Source organism: Pseudomonas sp. C6002 (genome assembly GCF_013385805.1).
In the GTDB taxonomy this organism is placed as follows: Bacteria; Pseudomonadota; Gammaproteobacteria; order Pseudomonadales; family Pseudomonadaceae; genus Aquipseudomonas.
The window spans coordinates 24,712-40,842 of the sequence record NZ_JACAPH010000001.1 but is presented as its reverse complement, the minus strand read 5'-3'; the positions used below and the strand labels follow the sequence as shown (position 1 = coordinate 40,842).

Sequence of the window (16,131 nt, the reverse complement as noted above, 5' to 3'; positions counted from 1 at the left end):
CGCGTGCACAAGGCAAATAACCTCGACGCCCTGGCTGGCGTCGACCATGGGTTTTGTACGATTGACGATCCATTGCGGCCCGACGAGGTGTTCATCTGCAAGCAGGTGCACAGCGCCACGACCATTGAATGGCACCCGGAGCTTACGCCCAACACGGTGGAGGCTGACGGGGTTTTCAGCCGGGATGTGCAGCCGATTGCGGTGATCACCGCCGATTGCCTACCGTTGCTGATGGCCTCGGAGAGCGGGGATTTTGTCGCGGCGATTCATGGCGGCTGGAAGGGGCTGCAAGGCGGGATCATCGCCAATGCCATGCAACGGTTTGCCGCCGAGGGAGTGGCGTTGGACCAGTTGCGGATTGCGATCGGGCCGTCGATCAAGCCGTGTTGTTATGAGGTGAGTGGCGAGTTTGTGGCGCAGTTGCAGGCGAGTCAGGGGCATTTGTGGCGGGATGGAAATGCGCCGTGGACGTTTGAGCAGCCGGCGCCGTTGTTGGCACCGGAGATTCAGCCGCCAGAACCCAGGCAGGCGTTGAGTGCGTGGTTTGATTTGGGCCGGTATGCGCTGATCTTGCTGGAGGCGGCAGGGATAAAACCTGAGCAGGTTGAGGTGAGCGAGGTGTGTACGTATTGCACCTCGCCGGCGTTTGCGAGTTACCGCCGAAGGACCCATGACAGTACGGAGCGCAAGACGTTGTTGTATTCGTGGATCTCGCGAAAAACGCAACGATAAAGCGGCCGAATACAACCTCCCCGGCAACACCATATTTGTGGCGAGGGAGCTTGCTCCCGCTGGGGTGCGAAGCGCCCCCAGAATGAGCTGATGCGTTTTTTCAGCAAGCGCACCAAACTCAGTTTCAGGGCTGCTGCGCAGCCCAACGGGAGCAAGCTCCCTCGCCACAATGGAGTCGCTCATGAAAAAGTAATCGGCGCTCCCAAGTCTAACGCCGTAAAAATCACCAGCTGATCTTCAACCCCTTACGCCCCGCATGCCGCTCCAGCGCCAGCTCGATCAACCGGCTCACCAGCTCGCTGTAGCTCATGCCAGCCGCCTGCCACAGCTTCGGATACATGCTGATGCGCGTAAAGCCCGGCAACGAGTTGATCTCGTTGATCAGCACCTCCCCCTCATCCGTCAGAAACACATCCACCCGCGCCAGCCCGGCACAGCCCAGGGTTTCAAACGCTTCGATAGCCAACGCACGAATACGCTCGCTGTCTTCAACACTGATGTCCGCCGGCACCACCACCTGGGCTGCCTGGTCATCGATGTATTTGCTGTCGTAGGAATAGAACCCGTCCCGCACCACGATCTCGCCACAGCCGCTGGCGATGGGATTCTCGTTACCCAACACGGCGCATTCGATTTCCCGGCCTTTTACCGCCGACTCCACCAGCACCTTTTCATCAAACCCGAGGGCCAGTTCTACGGCGGCATGATATTCAGCCTCGCTGCCCACCTTGCTCACACCCACGGACGAACCCTGGTTCGCCGGTTTCACGAACATCGGCAATCCGAGTTTTTGTTGGGCGTGTTCGAAGGTGGTACGCGCCGCATTCCTGCGGTTGAGGGTAATGAACGGTGTCACGGCAATCCCGGCATCGCGCAGCAGGCGTTTGCTGATGTCCTTGTCCATGCACACGGCCGAGCCCAGCACGTCGGAGCCGACAAACGGCAAGTCGGCCATGCGCAGCAGGCCTTGCAGGCAGCCGTCTTCGCCGAGGGTGCCGTGGACGATCGGGAAGATCACATCGACATGTTCCAACGAGGCCTGGCTGGCGGTTTCCACCAGTTGCTGGCTGGCCTTGCCCGGCACCACGGCCAGTTCACGATTGGATTGATTGAGGGCGATCAGCGCCGGGTTTTCTTCGTTGAGCAGAAAGCCCGAGGTGTCGTTGAGGTGCCAGTGGCCGGCCTTGTCAATGCCGATCAGGATCGGCTCAAAGCGCGAACGGTCCAGTGCATCGACGATGTTGCGCGCCGATTGCAGCGACACTTCGTGCTCGGCCGAACGGCCACCAAAAATAATCCCTACCCGCAGCTTGCTCATGATCGGCCTCACGTTTGAAAGTAAGGCTTCTTACCATGAGCCGTCAGCGATTCGCTACCAGCGTGGCCCCGAACAGTACGTAACAACCACCGGCAAACCGGTCCAGCCACTTGCGCGAGCGGGCATAGATGTTGGCCATCCGCTCACTGGAAAACACCAGTGCCACGCAGGAGTACCAACTGAATGACAAGGTCGCCATGGTGATCACGGCCAGGGTCAGCAGCGTCGGCGACGGTGACTGCGGCATGGTGGATGCAAAGATCGTCGCGACGAACAGCGCCGCCTTGGGGTTGGACAGGTTGCCCAGCAAACCCAGGCGCCAGGCGGAGAACAGTGAACGCCGAGGTTCGTCGGGCAACAGGTTCTGGGCCATCGACGGTGCCGAGCGCCGGAACAGTTTCAACCCCAGGTAAATCAGGTAGCAGCCGCCGATGATCTTGAACGCCAGGTACAACATGGGTGCTGCGGTGAACAGCGACTTGATCCCCAAACCGCCTGCCAGACCCCACATCACGGTGCCGGTGGCCACGCCAGCCGACGCCACCACGCCATGGCGGCGTGAACAACTGGCGGCCAGTTGCGCGGTGTTGAAGAAGTTCGGGCCAGGCGTGACGACCGCGACGGTCCAGAGCAGGGCCAGCGAGACCAGAGGAGCCGCGTAGGCCGGATTGAACAATTCCATGTGGGATTCCGCCGAGGGCAGTGCAGGAATCAGGATCATATGCCCGGTACCCGCCCTGCACAATCGTACAAGACCCCGGCAGACAGCGGATTCAGACTGGGTTACCGTATTTCCATCTCTTTGCGCGACAACTCATCATGGCGACCAATATCGACTGGCTGCACCGCGCGCCCCACGCCAGTGGCCTGGAGCGCATCGAGGCGTATTTTGCCGGGTTTGGCTTCGACCCCCATCGCCACGACACCTATGCCATCGGCCGTACCCTGTTCGGTGTGCAGAGCTTTCACTATCGCGGCGGCATGACCCACAGCCTGCCGGGGCGGACCATGGTGATCCATCCCGATGAAGTGCATGACGGCTGGGCCGGCAGCGAGGAAGGTTTCAAATACCGGATGATTTACGTGGAGCCGGCGCTGATCCAGCAGGTGCTCGGCGGCAAGCCGTTACCGTTCATCCCCGGCGGATTGTCCAGCGACCCGTGGCTGTACCGCGCCAGTGAAGTGCTGCTGCAAAGCCTGGATTGCCCGATTGACCCGCTGCAGGAACAGGACGCGATGTTTGACCTGGCCCAGGCGCTAAATAACGCGTCGGGCATCACGGTCAATCGCAAGACCTTCGACTACCGGGCCGCCGAGCGCGCACGGGAATTTATCCACAGTGCCCTGGGCCGGCCGATTACCCTCGATGAAATGGCGGAATACGCCAACCGCGACCGCTGGGCGTTGTCGCGGGATTTTCGTTTGTTGTTCGGCACCAGCCCCTATCGCTACCTGACCATGCGCCGCCTGGACCTGGTGCGCAGCCTGCTGGGCCAGGGCCAGTCACTGGTGGATGCGGCACTGACCGCCGGCTTCACCGACCAGAGCCACATGACCCGCCAGTTCCGCAGCACTTTCGGCATGCCGCCGTCGCGCTGGGTGAAGATGCTCGGGCGCTGAAATCCCGCCTTGAAACGCGATCAACCTGTAGGAGCTGGCTTGCCTGCGATAGCGGTGGATCAGTTAATAAATTGTTGGCTGACACTCCGCCATCGCAGGCAAGCCAGCTCCTACAGCTGAACTATGTCGCTGCCGAAATCGTATTCGACGCTGGAGCTCGTTCTTTAAGGGCCAACGCCAGCACCGCACCCGCCAGGGCAATCGCCGCGCTCCACCACAACGCCAGCTCAATCCCGCCCGCCTGCGCCGCGCCCGTCGACCCACCGGCGTTCGCCAACGACACCAGCAACGCCAGTCCCAACGCACCGCCAATCTGCTGGCTGGTGGACGCCATGCCTGCCGCCACGCCCTGCTCGCCCGGCCGGATGCCCAGCCCGGCGGCCACCCACATCGCCGTCCAGGTCATGCCCTGGCCAATACTCAGGATGAAAATCCCCGGCAGCAACGACCAGAACCCCGCCCCCGTCGGCAACGCCACACATACCAAAGCGATACCCACCGCGCCCGCCAACTGGCCGCTGACCAGGGTGTTGCGCAACCCCAGCCGCGCCAATGAACGCTCCGCCAGCCAGATACCCGCGGTGCACACCAGCGTCGCCGGCAAAAACGCCAACCCCGCCTGCAACACGCTGTAGCCGTAGACCTGCTGGTAGTACACCGCCAGAAAGTAGTACTGCACGCCAAAGCTGCTCATGAACACCGCCGTCAACACCATGGCCATGCGCAACTCGCGATAGCCCAACAAGCGAAGCGGCATCAACGGATCACGGCCCCGGTGTTCGATCCACCCAAACAACCCGAGCAGCACCAGCGCCAGGACCATGCAGCCCAGGGTCGACGGCGCCGCCCAGCCCCACTCCGGCCCCTGCACCAGGGAGAACACCAGCAAGGTGCCGCCCAGCGTCACGGTCAACGCACCGCTGATATCAAAGTTGCGCCCGCGGGCCCGTTCGCCATCGGCGGGAATCCAGTAGCGCGCCGCCAGGGCGCAGGCGCCGGCCAACGGCACGTTCACCAGGAACACCGCTTCCCAGCCCCAGGCCTGGGTCAGCACGCCGCCGAGCAACGCGCCCAATGCCAGGCCCGCCGCAGACGCCGCGCTCCACACGGCAAACGCCCGATGACGCGCGGGCCCTTCGGCGTAGTGGGTGTTGATCAACGCCAGCGTGGCCGGGAACAACAGCGCCCCGCCCACACCCTGCACCGCCCGCGCCAGCACCAGCAGCAAGGCGCTGCCACCGAGCACCGCCGCCAGGGAAGACAGCGCATACAGCGACTGGCCAAGCATGTACAAGCGCCGCTTGCCCAACAGGTCCGCCGCCCGACCGCCCAGCAACAGGAAGCCACCAAACGCCACGCTGTAGGCACTGACCACCCACTGCAATTGCTGGGCAGAAAACCCCAGGTGGCTGCCGATTTGCGGCAGCGCGACAAACACAATGGTCGCGTCGAGGGCGATGATCAGTTGCGCGGTTGCCAGCAGCAACAGCATCCAGCCAGAGGGTCGAGAAGAAGACATCACAGCGTCCTGCCTGAAAATGAGAGGCGCCAGTTTCTTTCATGCCCAACAGATGATAAATACCCCTATCACTCTTTCAGCAATGACTTTAATCATGGATCTGAATGCTGTTCGCCTGCTGGTGCGCGTCGCCGAAACCCGCAGTTTCACTCGCGCCGCCGGAGACCTGGGGCTGACCCAATCGGGCTTGTCCCGGGCCATTTCCCGACTGGAAAACCAGCTGGGTGTGCGCCTGCTGCAACGCAACACCCGCAGCGTCAGCCTCACGCCCGACGGGCAGATGCTGTATGAACGCAGCGCGCCGCTGCTGGCGGAACTGGCCGAAGCCGAGCGGCAAATGCTCGACCGCCGTGCCTCACCGTCCGGTTTGCTGAAGATCAGCACGCCCTCGTTGTTTGGCCGCAAGGTGGTGATGCCGGTGATCGGCGAGCTGACCCTGCAATACCCCGATCTGCGCATTGAAGCGGTAATGACCGACCGCCTGGTGGACATCGTCGACGAAGGCTTTGACGCCTTGCTGCGCACCGGCGATATCCAGGACCAACGCCTGATCGCCCGGGCACTGCCACCGCTGCGCTGGGTCACCGTCGCCGCCCCGGCTTATCTCGCGCGTTTTGGTACGCCGCAGACCGTCGATGAACTCCAGGACCACAATTGCCTGACCGTACGTAACCTGCGTACCAGCCGGCTGGTGGACTGGCAGTTCATGCTCGATGGCAGGGTGCAGGACGTGAGTGTCGAGGGGCGGTTGATCTTTGATATCGGCGATGCGCTGGTGGACGGCGCGCTGGGCGGATTCGGCATCGCCCAGGTGATGGACTTTGCGGTGCGGGAAGATCTGGCGGCCGGGCGCCTTGTGCCCTTGCTGGAGGAATTTGCCGGGCGCAGTCGGGCGATATCGCTGGTGTATCCGCCATCGCGGCAGTACTCGCCGAAGTTGATGGCGTTTGCCGAGGCACTCAGCAAAGCCCAGTGGTAACACAACCTTTGTGGCGAGGGAGCTTGCTCCCGCTCGGCTGCGCAGCAGTCGTATATCTACCGACCAAGTGTATTGGCAGGAAACAATGGGACCGCTTCGCGCTCCAGCGGGAGCAAGCTCCCTCGCCACAAAACCAGGCTGTACCGGAAGAATTGGCACTGGGCTTAAAGCTGTCGCCCATCAATCGGCTCACCAATCGTCAGGAAATGCCCGCCCGCCACATGGTGCAAGGTACGCAGCGCATCCTGCCCTTCGAAATGCCAGCGACCGTCGCTGAATACGCGCTCATCAGCCTGGGCGGCCACCACTTCGGCGAGGAACAGATCGTAGGTCTGCTGGTTATGCGGTTCCGGCAGCAAGCGGCATTCCAGCCACGCCACGCAGCCTTCAAGCATCGGCGCTTCGGTGTGTTCGCCGCTGAACGTCTGCAAGTCATATGCGGCGAACTTGTCGGTCTCGCTGCCGGTGGTGTTGCCCACGGTCTGCACGATATCGGCCTGGGCCGCACACGGTACGTTGAGCACGAAAGTGCCGGCGCCTTCGAGCAGTTGCCGGGTCCAGGTGGCCTTATCCAGCACGACGGCGACTTTGGGCGGCTCGAAATCCAGCGGCATCGCCCATGCCGCGGCCATGATGTTGCGCTGGCCGTTGTGCGCGGCGCTGACCAGTACGGTCGGGCCGTGGTTGAGCAAGCGGTAGGCCTTGGACAGCGGGACGGGACGGCGATGGTTAGGGCTCATGGACGAAAGGCTCGGAAAAAAACCTACGATACCTCAAGCATGAGCCCGGGTGACTAGCTGCTCAGTTGATTGGCGAATTGCCCTACGGCGCTGACCACCTTCTGGGCGCCGTCCTGGATCTCGACGATCACCGTGCCCGCCTCGGCCGCAAGGGCCAGCCCTTGCTCGGCCTGCAGGCGGCCATCGGTCATCAACGCCACCGCATCGCGGGCCATGTCCTGGTTCTGGCGCACCACGCCGACGATTTCCTCGGTGGCCTTGCTGGTACGCGACGCCAGTTGCCGAACCTCATCGGCCACCACCGCAAAACCACGGCCTTGCTCACCGGCACGGGCGGCTTCGATGGCGGCGTTGAGCGCCAGCAGGTTGGTCTGCTCGGCGATGCCGCTGATGGTCTTGACGATGCTGCCAATCACCTGGGACTGGGCGTTCAGCGCTTCAATGCCCTCACCCGCCTGCTCCATGTGCTTGGCCAGGTCGCGCATCACCTCCACCGCCTGGGTGACCACGGTGGTGCCGCGCTGGGCGCTGCTGTCGGTGTGCAGCGAGGTGCTGTAGGCGATGTTGGCCGCGTCGGCCACGGCCTGTTCCTGGTTGACCTGGTCGGTGATCACCGTGGCGAACTTGACCACTTTGTACAGCCGCTCGTTGGCGTCGAGCACCGGGTTATACGAAGCCTCCAGCCACACCACCCGCCCGTGGCTGTCCACTCGCTTGAAGCGGCCCGCGACGAATTCACCGGCGTTCAGGCGCTTCCAGAACTGCTGGTACTCGACGCTGCCGGCATCCTGCGGCTCACAGAATATCCGGTGATGTTTGCCCTGGATCTGCGCCAGGCTGTAACCCATGCCGTTGAGGAAACGGTCGTTGGCCGTCAGTACATTACCGTTGAGGTCGAACTCGATCACTGCCGTGGAGCGCACCAGCGCGGTGATCAGGTTTTCGTGCTCGCGGGACGCCTCGATAGTGCGGGTCAGGTCGCTGGAGTACATCGAAATATGCTTGATACGCCCGTCACTGCCACGCACCGGTTGCACGATGGAGCGCAGCCACGCCTCATTGCCGTTGCCGCGCATCAGGCGTACGGAACCGGCGAAGTGTTCGCCACGCACCAGGGCGTTCGTGAAGCGCAGTTGAAAGGTGTCGTGCTTGACGTGCGCCGGCACCAGATCCTCGATCAGGCGGCCTTGCAGCTGGCTTGCCTGGTAAGCCATCTCTTGAAGGAAGATGGCATTGACGGACTCGATGCGCCCTTCGGGATCCAGGGTCAGGGCCATCATTTCGCTTTCCAGGCTCTCCTTGACCTGCTGCAAACTGGATAATTCTTCGCGAAGAGCAGACAGCTCCTGCTTGAGACGGGTGTTGAACATGGAGGCACCGGTGGGCAAATGAGGGCGGGATCTGACCTGCATCGGCGCTGCCGGCATTTTCTTAAGAGAGCTTTAGCCCATTGCCCAACTATATTTTTTCAGCCCCTCAACTGCCGTTGTTACGGCAGATGCCCATCACTTGGTAGTGGAGCGTGTTGAGCTTGCCGGTGGAGTCTTCGTAGGTCATGCGTGACGGCACCGCGCTGCACGAGCGGATCGGCGGCGTGACATTCACCACCTTGGCAATGTCCAGCTTCATGCCGTAGCGATACACCATCACCTCGGGCGCAGGCTTGCCCTTTCTGGCGGCGTAGGCGGCCATGGCTTGCTCATTGTTTTGCATCAATTGGGCGAAGGTGCGGTCGCCTCCACCTTCGGCCATCGCGCCGGCGGAAACGATCAGGGCCAATGCAGCGACAGTGTTTTTCAGGGTATTCATGAGGGCGTCCTCGTCTGACTTATTGAATTAAAAGTTCAGAGCAAGAATAACTAACCAAGCCTGTCGCAAAGTTCACCGACAGATTACTTATCCGTTATGTTTTATTGAAATTCCAAAATTGTAATCTGTGCGCCACCTCGCCGTTATCTCGTGTTTGCAACTATCTGCCCGGGCGCCATCACAACAAGAATGCCCCATCGATAAGAAGCTGATAGCTGCCACTACCGAGGAGCGCTACATGAGCACTAACCGCACATTTTCACTCTCCATGATTGCCGCCCTGGCGGGGCTCACCCCGCTGTCAGGCATGGCCGTGGAAGAAAAACCCGAAGGGTTTATCGAAGGCAGCACCTTGAACGTGCTGGCCCGCAACTTCTACTTCAACCGCGATGACCGCAAGGGCCAGTCGAGCCCCACCGGCAATGGCTATTCCGAAGCCTGGGCCGAGGGTTTTATCGGCAAGTTCGAATCCGGATTCACTCAGGGTCCGGTGGGTTTCGGCCTCGATGCGTTTGCGATGTATGGCCTGAAACTCGACTCCGGCACCGGTCGCAGCGGCGGCAAGGGCTCGTTCGGCGTACTGCCGGTAGACAGCGACAACCACCCCGAGGACGGCTACAGCAAGCTCGGCGGCGCGGTAAAAGTGCGCCTGCTGGATACCGTGATCAAGGCCGGTGACGTGTTCCCGCTGACCCCGGTGGTGGCCTACGGCGACTCGCGGGTGTTGCCGGAAAGCTTCCGTGGCGTCACCGCGCAAAACACCAGCATTGACGGCTTGAGCTTGCACGCCGGGCACTTGAGCGGCATGAGCCAGCCCACCCAGAGCGGCATGGATAAAGGCTTCGCGACGTTTTATGCGGGCAAGGTGGATTCCCCCTGGATCGGCTATGCCGGCGGCGACTACCAGGTGAACAAACACCTCAGCGTCAGCCTGTACACCAGCCGCCTGAAGGATGCCTGGGACCAGTACTACTTCGGCAGCGCCGCCAGCTACCCGCTGAACGATGACGTGTCGCTGTTTGGCGACTTCAACTACTACAAGGCCGTGGACGAGGGCAAGAAACGCCTTGGCGAGTTCGATAACAACATCTGGAGCGCCAGGCTCGGGGTCAAGGTCGGCGCCCACAGCCTGGCCCTGTCGCACCAGCGCAACAACGGCGATGACGACTTTGACTACCTGCGCATGTCGGACTCGATCTTCCTCAACAACTCGATCCAGTACAGCGACTTCAACTCGCCCAGGGAACGCTCGTGGATGCTCGCCTATAACCTCGACATGCAGGCCTTCGGCATTCCTGGCCTGACCTTCATGACCCGCTATGGCAAAGGTACCGGCGCCGACTACAGCAACGCCAACAGCGTGTACATGCGCCGTGACGCGGCCGGCGACCCGCTGACCGATCAACGCCGCTGGGAGCGGGATATCGAGGCGAAGTACGTGGTGCAGGGCGGTAACTTGAAAGACCTGTCGCTGCGTTTGCGCCAGGCGACCGTTCGCTCAAGTGCCTTTGAGTCGGACTTGGAAGAAGTTCGGTTGATTGTCGAATACCCATTGGCAATTCTGTAAATGAATACAACGGCAAATGCTTACATTCATTTGCCGTTGACTAACATCTGTTCACAAATTGAAGCCTGTCAGAACTGTAATATGCGCCTCACCTTCTCGTTAAGTTGCGCTTCATATACTGGCCACAACTAACGGCACACGCCTTATTTGGAGACACGTCATGAAGACATCCCACCTGTTATTGATCAGTTTTCTCGGCGCCACTTCCACCCTCGCATTCGCCGACGACGGCGCCGACCGTTCCCGGCAGTTCCTCGCCGAGTTCCGCCAGCAACAGCAGCAGGTCCACGGTGAACAGTCCGTGGCCGAGACCGCGCCCGCCGACGCACAGAAGCAGTCGATCTGAACGGCGCACACCGAGCACATTCATCTCTGAAGCTTTTGTGTAGCTCCTTTGGAAAGAGATGAATTTTTAACGCCCCGGATGGGGCGTTTTTTTTGCCCGCCCGTTCTGCAACGCAACAACCAGTCACAAACTGGCTGATTGACCCTGTAGCTACTTCAGCCTTCAGGCTTCGGAAAATTCGAATTTCAGTCTCTCTCTATCAGTAAAAGGTAAACCCCCATGCGTATCCTTGTGGTTGAGGACGAGCAAAAAACCGCCGCCTACCTGCAGCAGGGCCTGACCGAAAGCGGTTACGTGGTCGACTGCGCCGCCAGCGGCGTGGACGGCCTGCACCTGGCCGGGCAACACGCTTATGAACTGGTGATTCTCGATGTAAACCTGCCGGCCAAGGACGGCTGGGAAGTGCTTGAGCAACTGCGCCGCGACAGCAACCAGCGGGTGATGATGCTCACAGCCCGTGGCCGGCTGACTGACAAGATCAAGGGCCTGGACATGGGCGCCGATGATTACCTGGTCAAACCCTTCGAATTCCCCGAATTGCTGGCCCGGGTGCGCACGCTGTTGCGCCGCAGCGAGCACATACCGGTGCCGGAAGTCTTCCGCGTGTCGGACCTTGAACTGGACCCGCGCCGCCACCGCGCCTATCGCGGCACCCGGCGCATTGACCTGACCACCAAGGAGTTCGCGCTGCTGCATGTGCTGATGCGTCAGTCCGGCGAAGTGCTGACCCGCACGCAGATTATTTCCCTGGTGTGGGACATGAATTTCGACTGCGACACCAACGTGGTGGAGGTCTCCATCAGCCGCCTGCGGGCCAAGGTCGATGACCAGAGTGACGTCAAGCTGATCCATACCATTCGCGGCGTGGGCTATGTGCTGGAGGCCCGCCAATGAAAGCCAGCAGCCTGTCGATGCGCCTCGGGCTGACGGTGAGCCTGATGGGCGCGGGCCTGGTGGTGCTGCTCGCGACACTGGCCTACCTGGCGCTGACCCACGAGCTTGAGAAACTGGCGCGCAAGGGCCTGGAAAGCAAGATGGAGCAGATCCAGCACAGCCTCGCCCTCGGCCTGGACACCCGCGACATAAAGGCCCGCCCGCATTCGCTGATGGACCTGGTGATGGGGCATGACAATTTCTACCTGACCATCGTCGGCACCGCACCCGATGAAGCGGTGCTGCTGAGCGTCGGTGCCAAGCCACAGGAACCGTTGCTGACCGACTTCGCACCACGCCAGACCCTCGGTTACCTGAACTGGGACGACAGCAACGGCAACCAGGTGCTCAGCGCCTCCAGCCTGATGCGCCTGTCCAGCGGCGAACGCGTGCGGGTGCTGCTGTCCCTGGACCGCAGGGACGATCAGGCATTGCTCAGTGCTTACCTGCGTTCCACGGTGATCGCCCTGCCGCTGCTGTTGCTGCTGATCGGCATCGGCGCGTGGTGGGTGGTGCAACGCGGGCTCGCACCGCTGCAACAGTTCAGCCGCGTCGCGGCCAAGGTCACCACACAGGATCTGACCCACCGCCTGGCTGTGGATAACTTGCCCAACGAGTTGGGCGAGTTGGCGCAGGGCATCAATTTCATGCTGCAACGCCTGGATGGCGGTGTGCAGCAGCTGTCGCAGTTCTCCGATGACCTGGCCCATGAACTGCGCGCGCCACTGACCAACTTGATGGGCAAGGCCCAGGTGACGTTGTCCCGAGAGCGCCCGCCCGAGGAGTACAAGGCGGTGCTGGAATCCAGCACCGAAGAAATGGAGCGGCTGGCGCGGATCGTTTCCGACATGCTGTTCCTGGCACAGGTCAGCCACCCGGCGGCGCGGGTTTCGTTTGCACCCGTGTCCCTGGCCGATGAAGCGCGCCGGGTGATGGAACTGTTTGCGTTGAGTGCCGAAGACAAGCAACTGAGCCTGAGCCTTCACGGTGATGCCTCGGTGCATGGCGATCGCCTGATGATTCAGCGGGCGATTTCCAACTTGTTGTCCAATGCCATCCGTCATACGCCACACGCTTCCACGGTGTCGTTGCAGGTGGAAACCCACGGGCAGCAGGTGTCGCTCTCGGTGGGCAACCCGGGTCCGGGGATTGAAGCGCACCACCTGCCGAACCTGTTCGAGCGTTTCTACCGCGTCGACAGCAGCCGCGCCCGCTCCGAAGGGGGGACCGGGCTGGGGCTGGCCATCGTGCGGTCAATCATGACCCTGCATCAAGGCCTGGCAGAAGTCAGCAGCGAGCCCGGAGATTTCACTGTGTTTCGGTTGGTGTTTCCCCTTCATACCAACGCTATCTGCCAATAAACCATTGTGGTGAGGGAGCTTGCTCCCTCACCACAGGTTATTGGCCAGGCATCGGGCGGTCTTCCTGTTCTTCACGCCGGTGCGCCCAGTGATACAGCGCCGGCAATACCAGCAGGGTCAGCAGCGTCGACGAGATAATCCCGCCAATCACCACCGTCGCCAACGGGCGCTGCACTTCGGCGCCGGTGCCGGTGGCCAGGGCCATGGGGATAAACCCCAGCGACGCCACCAACGCCGTCATCAACACCGGGCGCAAGCGCGTCAGGGCGCCTTCGTTGATGGCCACCGACAATGAGCGCCCCTCTTCCCGCAGGTTGCGAATGAACGCAATCATCACCAACCCGTTCAGCACCGCCACCCCCGACAGCGCGATAAAACCCACGCCCGCCGAGATCGACAACGGAATGTCCCGCAGCCACAGCGCCATGATCCCGCCGGTCAACGCGAAGGGAATCCCGGTGAACACCAGCAGCCCGTCCTTGAGGTTGTTGAACATCATGAACAGCAACCCGAACACCAGCAGCAGCGCCACCGGCACCACGATGCGCAAGCGCTCGGAAGCTTCCTTCAACTGCTCGAACTGGCCGCCCCAGGTGGTCCAGTAGCCCGCGGGGATTTTCACCTGAGTGTCGATGGCCGTCCCGGCTTCCTCGACAAACGAGCCGATATCCCGCCCACGCACGTTGGCGCTGACGATCACCAGGCGCTTGCCGTTTTCACGGCTGATCTGGTTGGGGCCGAGCACCAGGTCCAGGCTGGCGACTTCCGACAGCGCGATAAAACCCAACTGCCCCGCCGCGTTATTCGCCAGCGCCGGGATCGGAATCAACAGCCGCGACAGGCCTTCGATATCGGTGCGCAGCGCGTCCGACAAACGCACGACCATGTCAAAACGCCGGTCGCCTTCGTACATCGTCCCGGCCTGGCGCCCACCCACGGCAACGGCGATCGTGTCTTGCACATCGCCCACGTTCAGGCCGAAACGCGCGGCCTTGTCGCGGTCGATATTGATGGTCAGCACCGGCAGGCCGGAGGTCTGTTCCACCTTCACTTCCGAGGCGCCCTTGAGGGTTTGCAAGGTCTCGGCGATTTCCCCGGCGGTCTTGTTGAGCACCGCCATGTCGTCACCAAACACCTTCACCGCCACGTCACTGCGCACGCCGGAAATCAGTTCGTTGAAGCGCAGCTGGATCGGTTGCGACAGTTCATACACGCTGCCCGGCACAATCGCACTGGCGCGCTGGATGTCGGCGATGATTGCCTCGCGGGACTTCTTCGGGTCGGGCCACTGGTCCTTGGGCTTGAGCATCACGTAGCTGTCGGAGATGTTCGGCGGCATCGGGTCGGAGGCGATTTCCGCGGTGCCGGTGCGGGCGAATACCCGCTCGATTTCCGGCACCTCGGCCATCAAGGTCTTTTCCAGTTGCTGCTGCATCTGTACCGACTGCGTCAGGCTGGTGCCCGGCACCCGCAACGCTTGTTGGGCGAAATCACCCTCGCTGAGGCTGGGGATAAATTCGCTGCCCATGCGACTGGCCACCAGGCCCGACGCAACGATGGCCAGCACCGCCAGGCCGAACACCAGCGGCCGGCGCGCCATCACCCAATCCAGCACCGGCGCGTAGACACGGCGTGCGCTGCGCATCACCAGGTTTTCCTCTTCCTTGACCTTGCCGGTGACGAACAGCGCAATGGCCGCCGGCACGAAGGTCACGGACAGAATCATTGCCCCCAGCAGCGCGATCACCACGGTGAACGCCATCGGGTGGAACATCTTCCCGGCGACCCCGGTGAGGGCGAAGATCGGCAGGTACACCACTATGATGATCAGTTGCCCGAAGATCAGCGCGCGCCGCGCTTCCTTGGCCGCAGCGAACACTTCATGCAGGCGCTCGCTGCGGGTCAGCAATCGCCCGTGGCGCTGCTGGGCGTGGGCCAGGCGGCGGATGGCGTTTTCGACGATCACCACCGCGCCATCCACGATAATCCCGAAATCCAGCGCGCCGAGGCTCATCAGGTTGGCGCTGACCTTGTTGGTAAACATCCCGGTAAAGGTGAACAACATGGCCAGGGGAATCACCATCGCGGTGATCAGCGCAGCGCGGATATTGCCGAGGAACAGGAACAGCACCGCCACCACCAGCAGCGCCCCTTCGAAGAGGTTTTTCTTCACGGTACTGATGGCTTTTTCCACCAGGTTGGTGCGGTCGTAGACGGTGACGGCCACCACACCTTCAGGCAGCGAACGGTTGATCTCTTCGAGTTTTTTCGCGACCGCCTGGGACACCGTGCGGCTGTTTTCGCCGATCAACATGAACACCGTGCCCAGCACCACTTCGCGGCCATTTTCCGTGGCGGCACCGGTACGCAGCTCGCGGCCAATGTCGACCTGGGCGACGTTGCGCACCCGAATCGGCGTACCGTCGGAAGTGGTGATGACGATGTTGGCAATGTCGTCGATGGACGCGACTTGCCCCGGCGCACGGATCAGCAATTGCTCGCCACTGCGCTCGATGTAGCCGGCGCCGACGTTGGCGTTGTTGCGCTCCAGCGCCGTGACCAGGTCGCCCAAGGTCAGGTTGTAGGCCGCCAGGCGCTTGGGGTCCGGGGCGATCTGGTATTCCTTGGCAAAGCCGCCGATGGTGTTGATCTCGGCCACCCCCGGCACGTTGCGCAGTTGCGGCTTGATGATCCAGTCCTGGATCACCCGCAGGTCGGTCGGCGTATAGGCTGAGCCGTCCTCCTTGCGCGCGCCGTCTTTCGCCTCCACGGTCCACAGGAAGATTTCCCCGAGCCCGGTGGAGATCGGCCCCATCATGCTTTCGATGCCATCGGGCAGTTGCTCGCGAGCCACCTGCAAGCGTTCGTTGACCAGCTGGCGGGCGAAGAACAGGTCGGTGCCGTCCTTGAAAATCACCGTGACCTGGGACAAGCCCGAGCGCGACAGCGAGCGGGTCTGCTGCAAGCCCGGCAGCCCGGCCATGGCGGTCTCGATGGGAAAGGTGATGCGCTGCTCGGTTTCCAGCGGCGAAAAACCCGCCGCCGCCGAGTTGATCTGCACCTGGACGTTGGTGATATCCGGCACGGCGTCGATGGGCAATTTCTGATAGCTGGCGATACCGACACCGGCCATCAACAGCACCGCCAGCAGCACGATGATGCGCTGCTCGATGGCGAATTGGATAAGGCGCTCAAACATGGGAAATC

13 protein-coding genes and 2 pseudogenes are annotated in these 16,131 nt (G+C 61.9%); 7 read left to right on the top strand and 8 right to left on the bottom strand.

The features are described from left to right. Positions 1-3 precede the first annotated feature (3 nt). The gene (locus HX817_RS00180) at positions 4-732 is read left to right on the top strand and encodes a polyphenol oxidase family protein (RefSeq protein ID WP_177039585.1); all 729 of its coding nucleotides are present in this window, start codon (positions 4-6) and stop codon (positions 730-732) included. A 223-nt stretch (positions 733-955) separates the two neighbouring features. Here HX817_RS00180 and ddlA read toward each other — a convergent pair whose 3' ends face one another. Together ddlA and HX817_RS00170 are read right to left on the bottom strand one after the other, a co-directional pair. Further along, positions 956-2,050 (bottom strand): D-alanine--D-alanine ligase, encoded by a 1,095-nt coding sequence (gene ddlA / locus HX817_RS00175; protein ID WP_177039584.1) that lies wholly within the window; start codon positions 2,048-2,050, stop codon positions 956-958. A 43-nt stretch (positions 2,051-2,093) separates the two neighbouring features. After that, positions 2,094-2,732, bottom strand: a complete 639-nt coding sequence (locus tag HX817_RS00170; protein WP_177039583.1) for a LysE family translocator — start codon at positions 2,730-2,732, stop codon at positions 2,094-2,096. A 137-nt stretch (positions 2,733-2,869) separates the two neighbouring features. Between HX817_RS00170 and HX817_RS00165 the strand changes: the two genes are divergently transcribed. Further along, complete coding sequence (locus HX817_RS00165) at positions 2,870-3,670, top strand: AraC family transcriptional regulator (RefSeq protein ID WP_003214430.1); 801 nt, start codon at positions 2,870-2,872, stop codon at positions 3,668-3,670. A 121-nt stretch (positions 3,671-3,791) separates the two neighbouring features. Here HX817_RS00165 and HX817_RS00160 read toward each other — a convergent pair whose 3' ends face one another. After that, the gene (locus HX817_RS00160) at positions 3,792-5,162 is read right to left on the bottom strand and encodes an MFS transporter (protein ID WP_218182547.1); all 1,371 of its coding nucleotides are present in this window, start codon (positions 5,160-5,162) and stop codon (positions 3,792-3,794) included. 121 nt (positions 5,163-5,283) lie between these two features. On the opposite strand from HX817_RS00160, the gene HX817_RS00155 reads away from it, so the two are divergent. Next, the gene (locus HX817_RS00155) at positions 5,284-6,168 is read left to right on the top strand and encodes a LysR family transcriptional regulator (RefSeq protein ID WP_102368105.1); all 885 of its coding nucleotides are present in this window, start codon (positions 5,284-5,286) and stop codon (positions 6,166-6,168) included. Positions 6,169-6,332: 164 nt separating this feature from the next. On the opposite strand, the gene HX817_RS00150 is transcribed toward HX817_RS00155, so the two are convergent. From HX817_RS00150 to HX817_RS00140, 4 genes and pseudogenes are all read right to left on the bottom strand, one after another. After that, positions 6,333-6,908, bottom strand: a complete 576-nt coding sequence (locus HX817_RS00150) for a flavin reductase family protein (RefSeq protein WP_003214424.1) — start codon at positions 6,906-6,908, stop codon at positions 6,333-6,335. Positions 6,909-6,961: 53 nt separating this feature from the next. After that, positions 6,962-7,390 (bottom strand): annotated as a pseudogene (locus HX817_RS31520) (methyl-accepting chemotaxis protein); the annotation flags it as partial. Positions 7,391-7,501: 111 nt separating this feature from the next. Next, a pseudogene (locus HX817_RS31515) lies at positions 7,502-8,185 on the bottom strand (PAS domain-containing protein); the annotation flags it as partial. Between the two features lie 199 nt (positions 8,186-8,384). Further along, positions 8,385-8,717, bottom strand: coding sequence for a DUF2790 domain-containing protein (locus HX817_RS00140; protein WP_177039581.1), 333 nt, complete (start codon positions 8,715-8,717; stop codon positions 8,385-8,387). 238 nt (positions 8,718-8,955) lie between these two features. On the opposite strand from HX817_RS00140, the gene HX817_RS00135 reads away from it, so the two are divergent. From HX817_RS00135 to HX817_RS00120, 4 genes are all read left to right on the top strand, one after another. Further along, positions 8,956-10,284, top strand: coding sequence for an OprD family porin (locus HX817_RS00135; protein WP_177039580.1), 1,329 nt, complete (start codon positions 8,956-8,958; stop codon positions 10,282-10,284). 160 nt (positions 10,285-10,444) lie between these two features. Next, entirely contained in the window at positions 10,445-10,630 is a 186-nt protein-coding gene (locus HX817_RS00130; protein WP_177039579.1) for a hypothetical protein, read from the top strand. A 219-nt stretch (positions 10,631-10,849) separates the two neighbouring features. After that, complete coding sequence (locus HX817_RS00125; protein ID WP_003214417.1) at positions 10,850-11,524, top strand: heavy metal response regulator transcription factor; 675 nt, start codon at positions 10,850-10,852, stop codon at positions 11,522-11,524. After that, complete coding sequence (locus HX817_RS00120) at positions 11,521-12,924, top strand: heavy metal sensor histidine kinase (protein ID WP_177039578.1); 1,404 nt, start codon at positions 11,521-11,523, stop codon at positions 12,922-12,924. Before HX817_RS00125 ends, HX817_RS00120 begins: the two co-directional genes overlap by 4 nt. A gap of 37 nt (positions 12,925-12,961) precedes the next feature. On the opposite strand, the gene HX817_RS00115 is transcribed toward HX817_RS00120, so the two are convergent. Then, positions 12,962-16,123 (bottom strand): CusA/CzcA family heavy metal efflux RND transporter, encoded by a 3,162-nt coding sequence (locus HX817_RS00115; protein ID WP_177039577.1) that lies wholly within the window; start codon positions 16,121-16,123, stop codon positions 12,962-12,964. Positions 16,124-16,131: the final 8 nt, after the last annotated feature.

Coding starts and splice junctions, on each gene's coding strand:
- HX817_RS00170 (WP_177039583.1), bottom strand. CDS start 2,732: ATGGAATTGTTCAATCCGGCCTACGCGGCTCCTCTGGTCTCGCTGGCC.
- HX817_RS00160 (WP_218182547.1), bottom strand. CDS start 5,162: ATGCTGTTGCTGCTGGCAACCGCGCAACTGATCATCGCCCTCGACGCG.
- HX817_RS00130 (WP_177039579.1), top strand. CDS start 10,445: ATGAAGACATCCCACCTGTTATTGATCAGTTTTCTCGGCGCCACTTCC.
- HX817_RS00120 (WP_177039578.1), top strand. CDS start 11,521: ATGAAAGCCAGCAGCCTGTCGATGCGCCTCGGGCTGACGGTGAGCCTG.
- ddlA (WP_177039584.1), bottom strand. CDS start 2,050: ATGAGCAAGCTGCGGGTAGGGATTATTTTTGGTGGCCGTTCGGCCGAG.
- HX817_RS00155 (WP_102368105.1), top strand. CDS start 5,284: ATGGATCTGAATGCTGTTCGCCTGCTGGTGCGCGTCGCCGAAACCCGC.
- HX817_RS00125 (WP_003214417.1), top strand. CDS start 10,850: ATGCGTATCCTTGTGGTTGAGGACGAGCAAAAAACCGCCGCCTACCTG.
- HX817_RS00140 (WP_177039581.1), bottom strand. CDS start 8,717: ATGAATACCCTGAAAAACACTGTCGCTGCATTGGCCCTGATCGTTTCC.
- HX817_RS00165 (WP_003214430.1), top strand. CDS start 2,870: ATGGCGACCAATATCGACTGGCTGCACCGCGCGCCCCACGCCAGTGGC.
- HX817_RS00135 (WP_177039580.1), top strand. CDS start 8,956: ATGAGCACTAACCGCACATTTTCACTCTCCATGATTGCCGCCCTGGCG.
- HX817_RS00115 (WP_177039577.1), bottom strand. CDS start 16,123: ATGTTTGAGCGCCTTATCCAATTCGCCATCGAGCAGCGCATCATCGTG.
- HX817_RS00150 (WP_003214424.1), bottom strand. CDS start 6,908: ATGAGCCCTAACCATCGCCGTCCCGTCCCGCTGTCCAAGGCCTACCGC.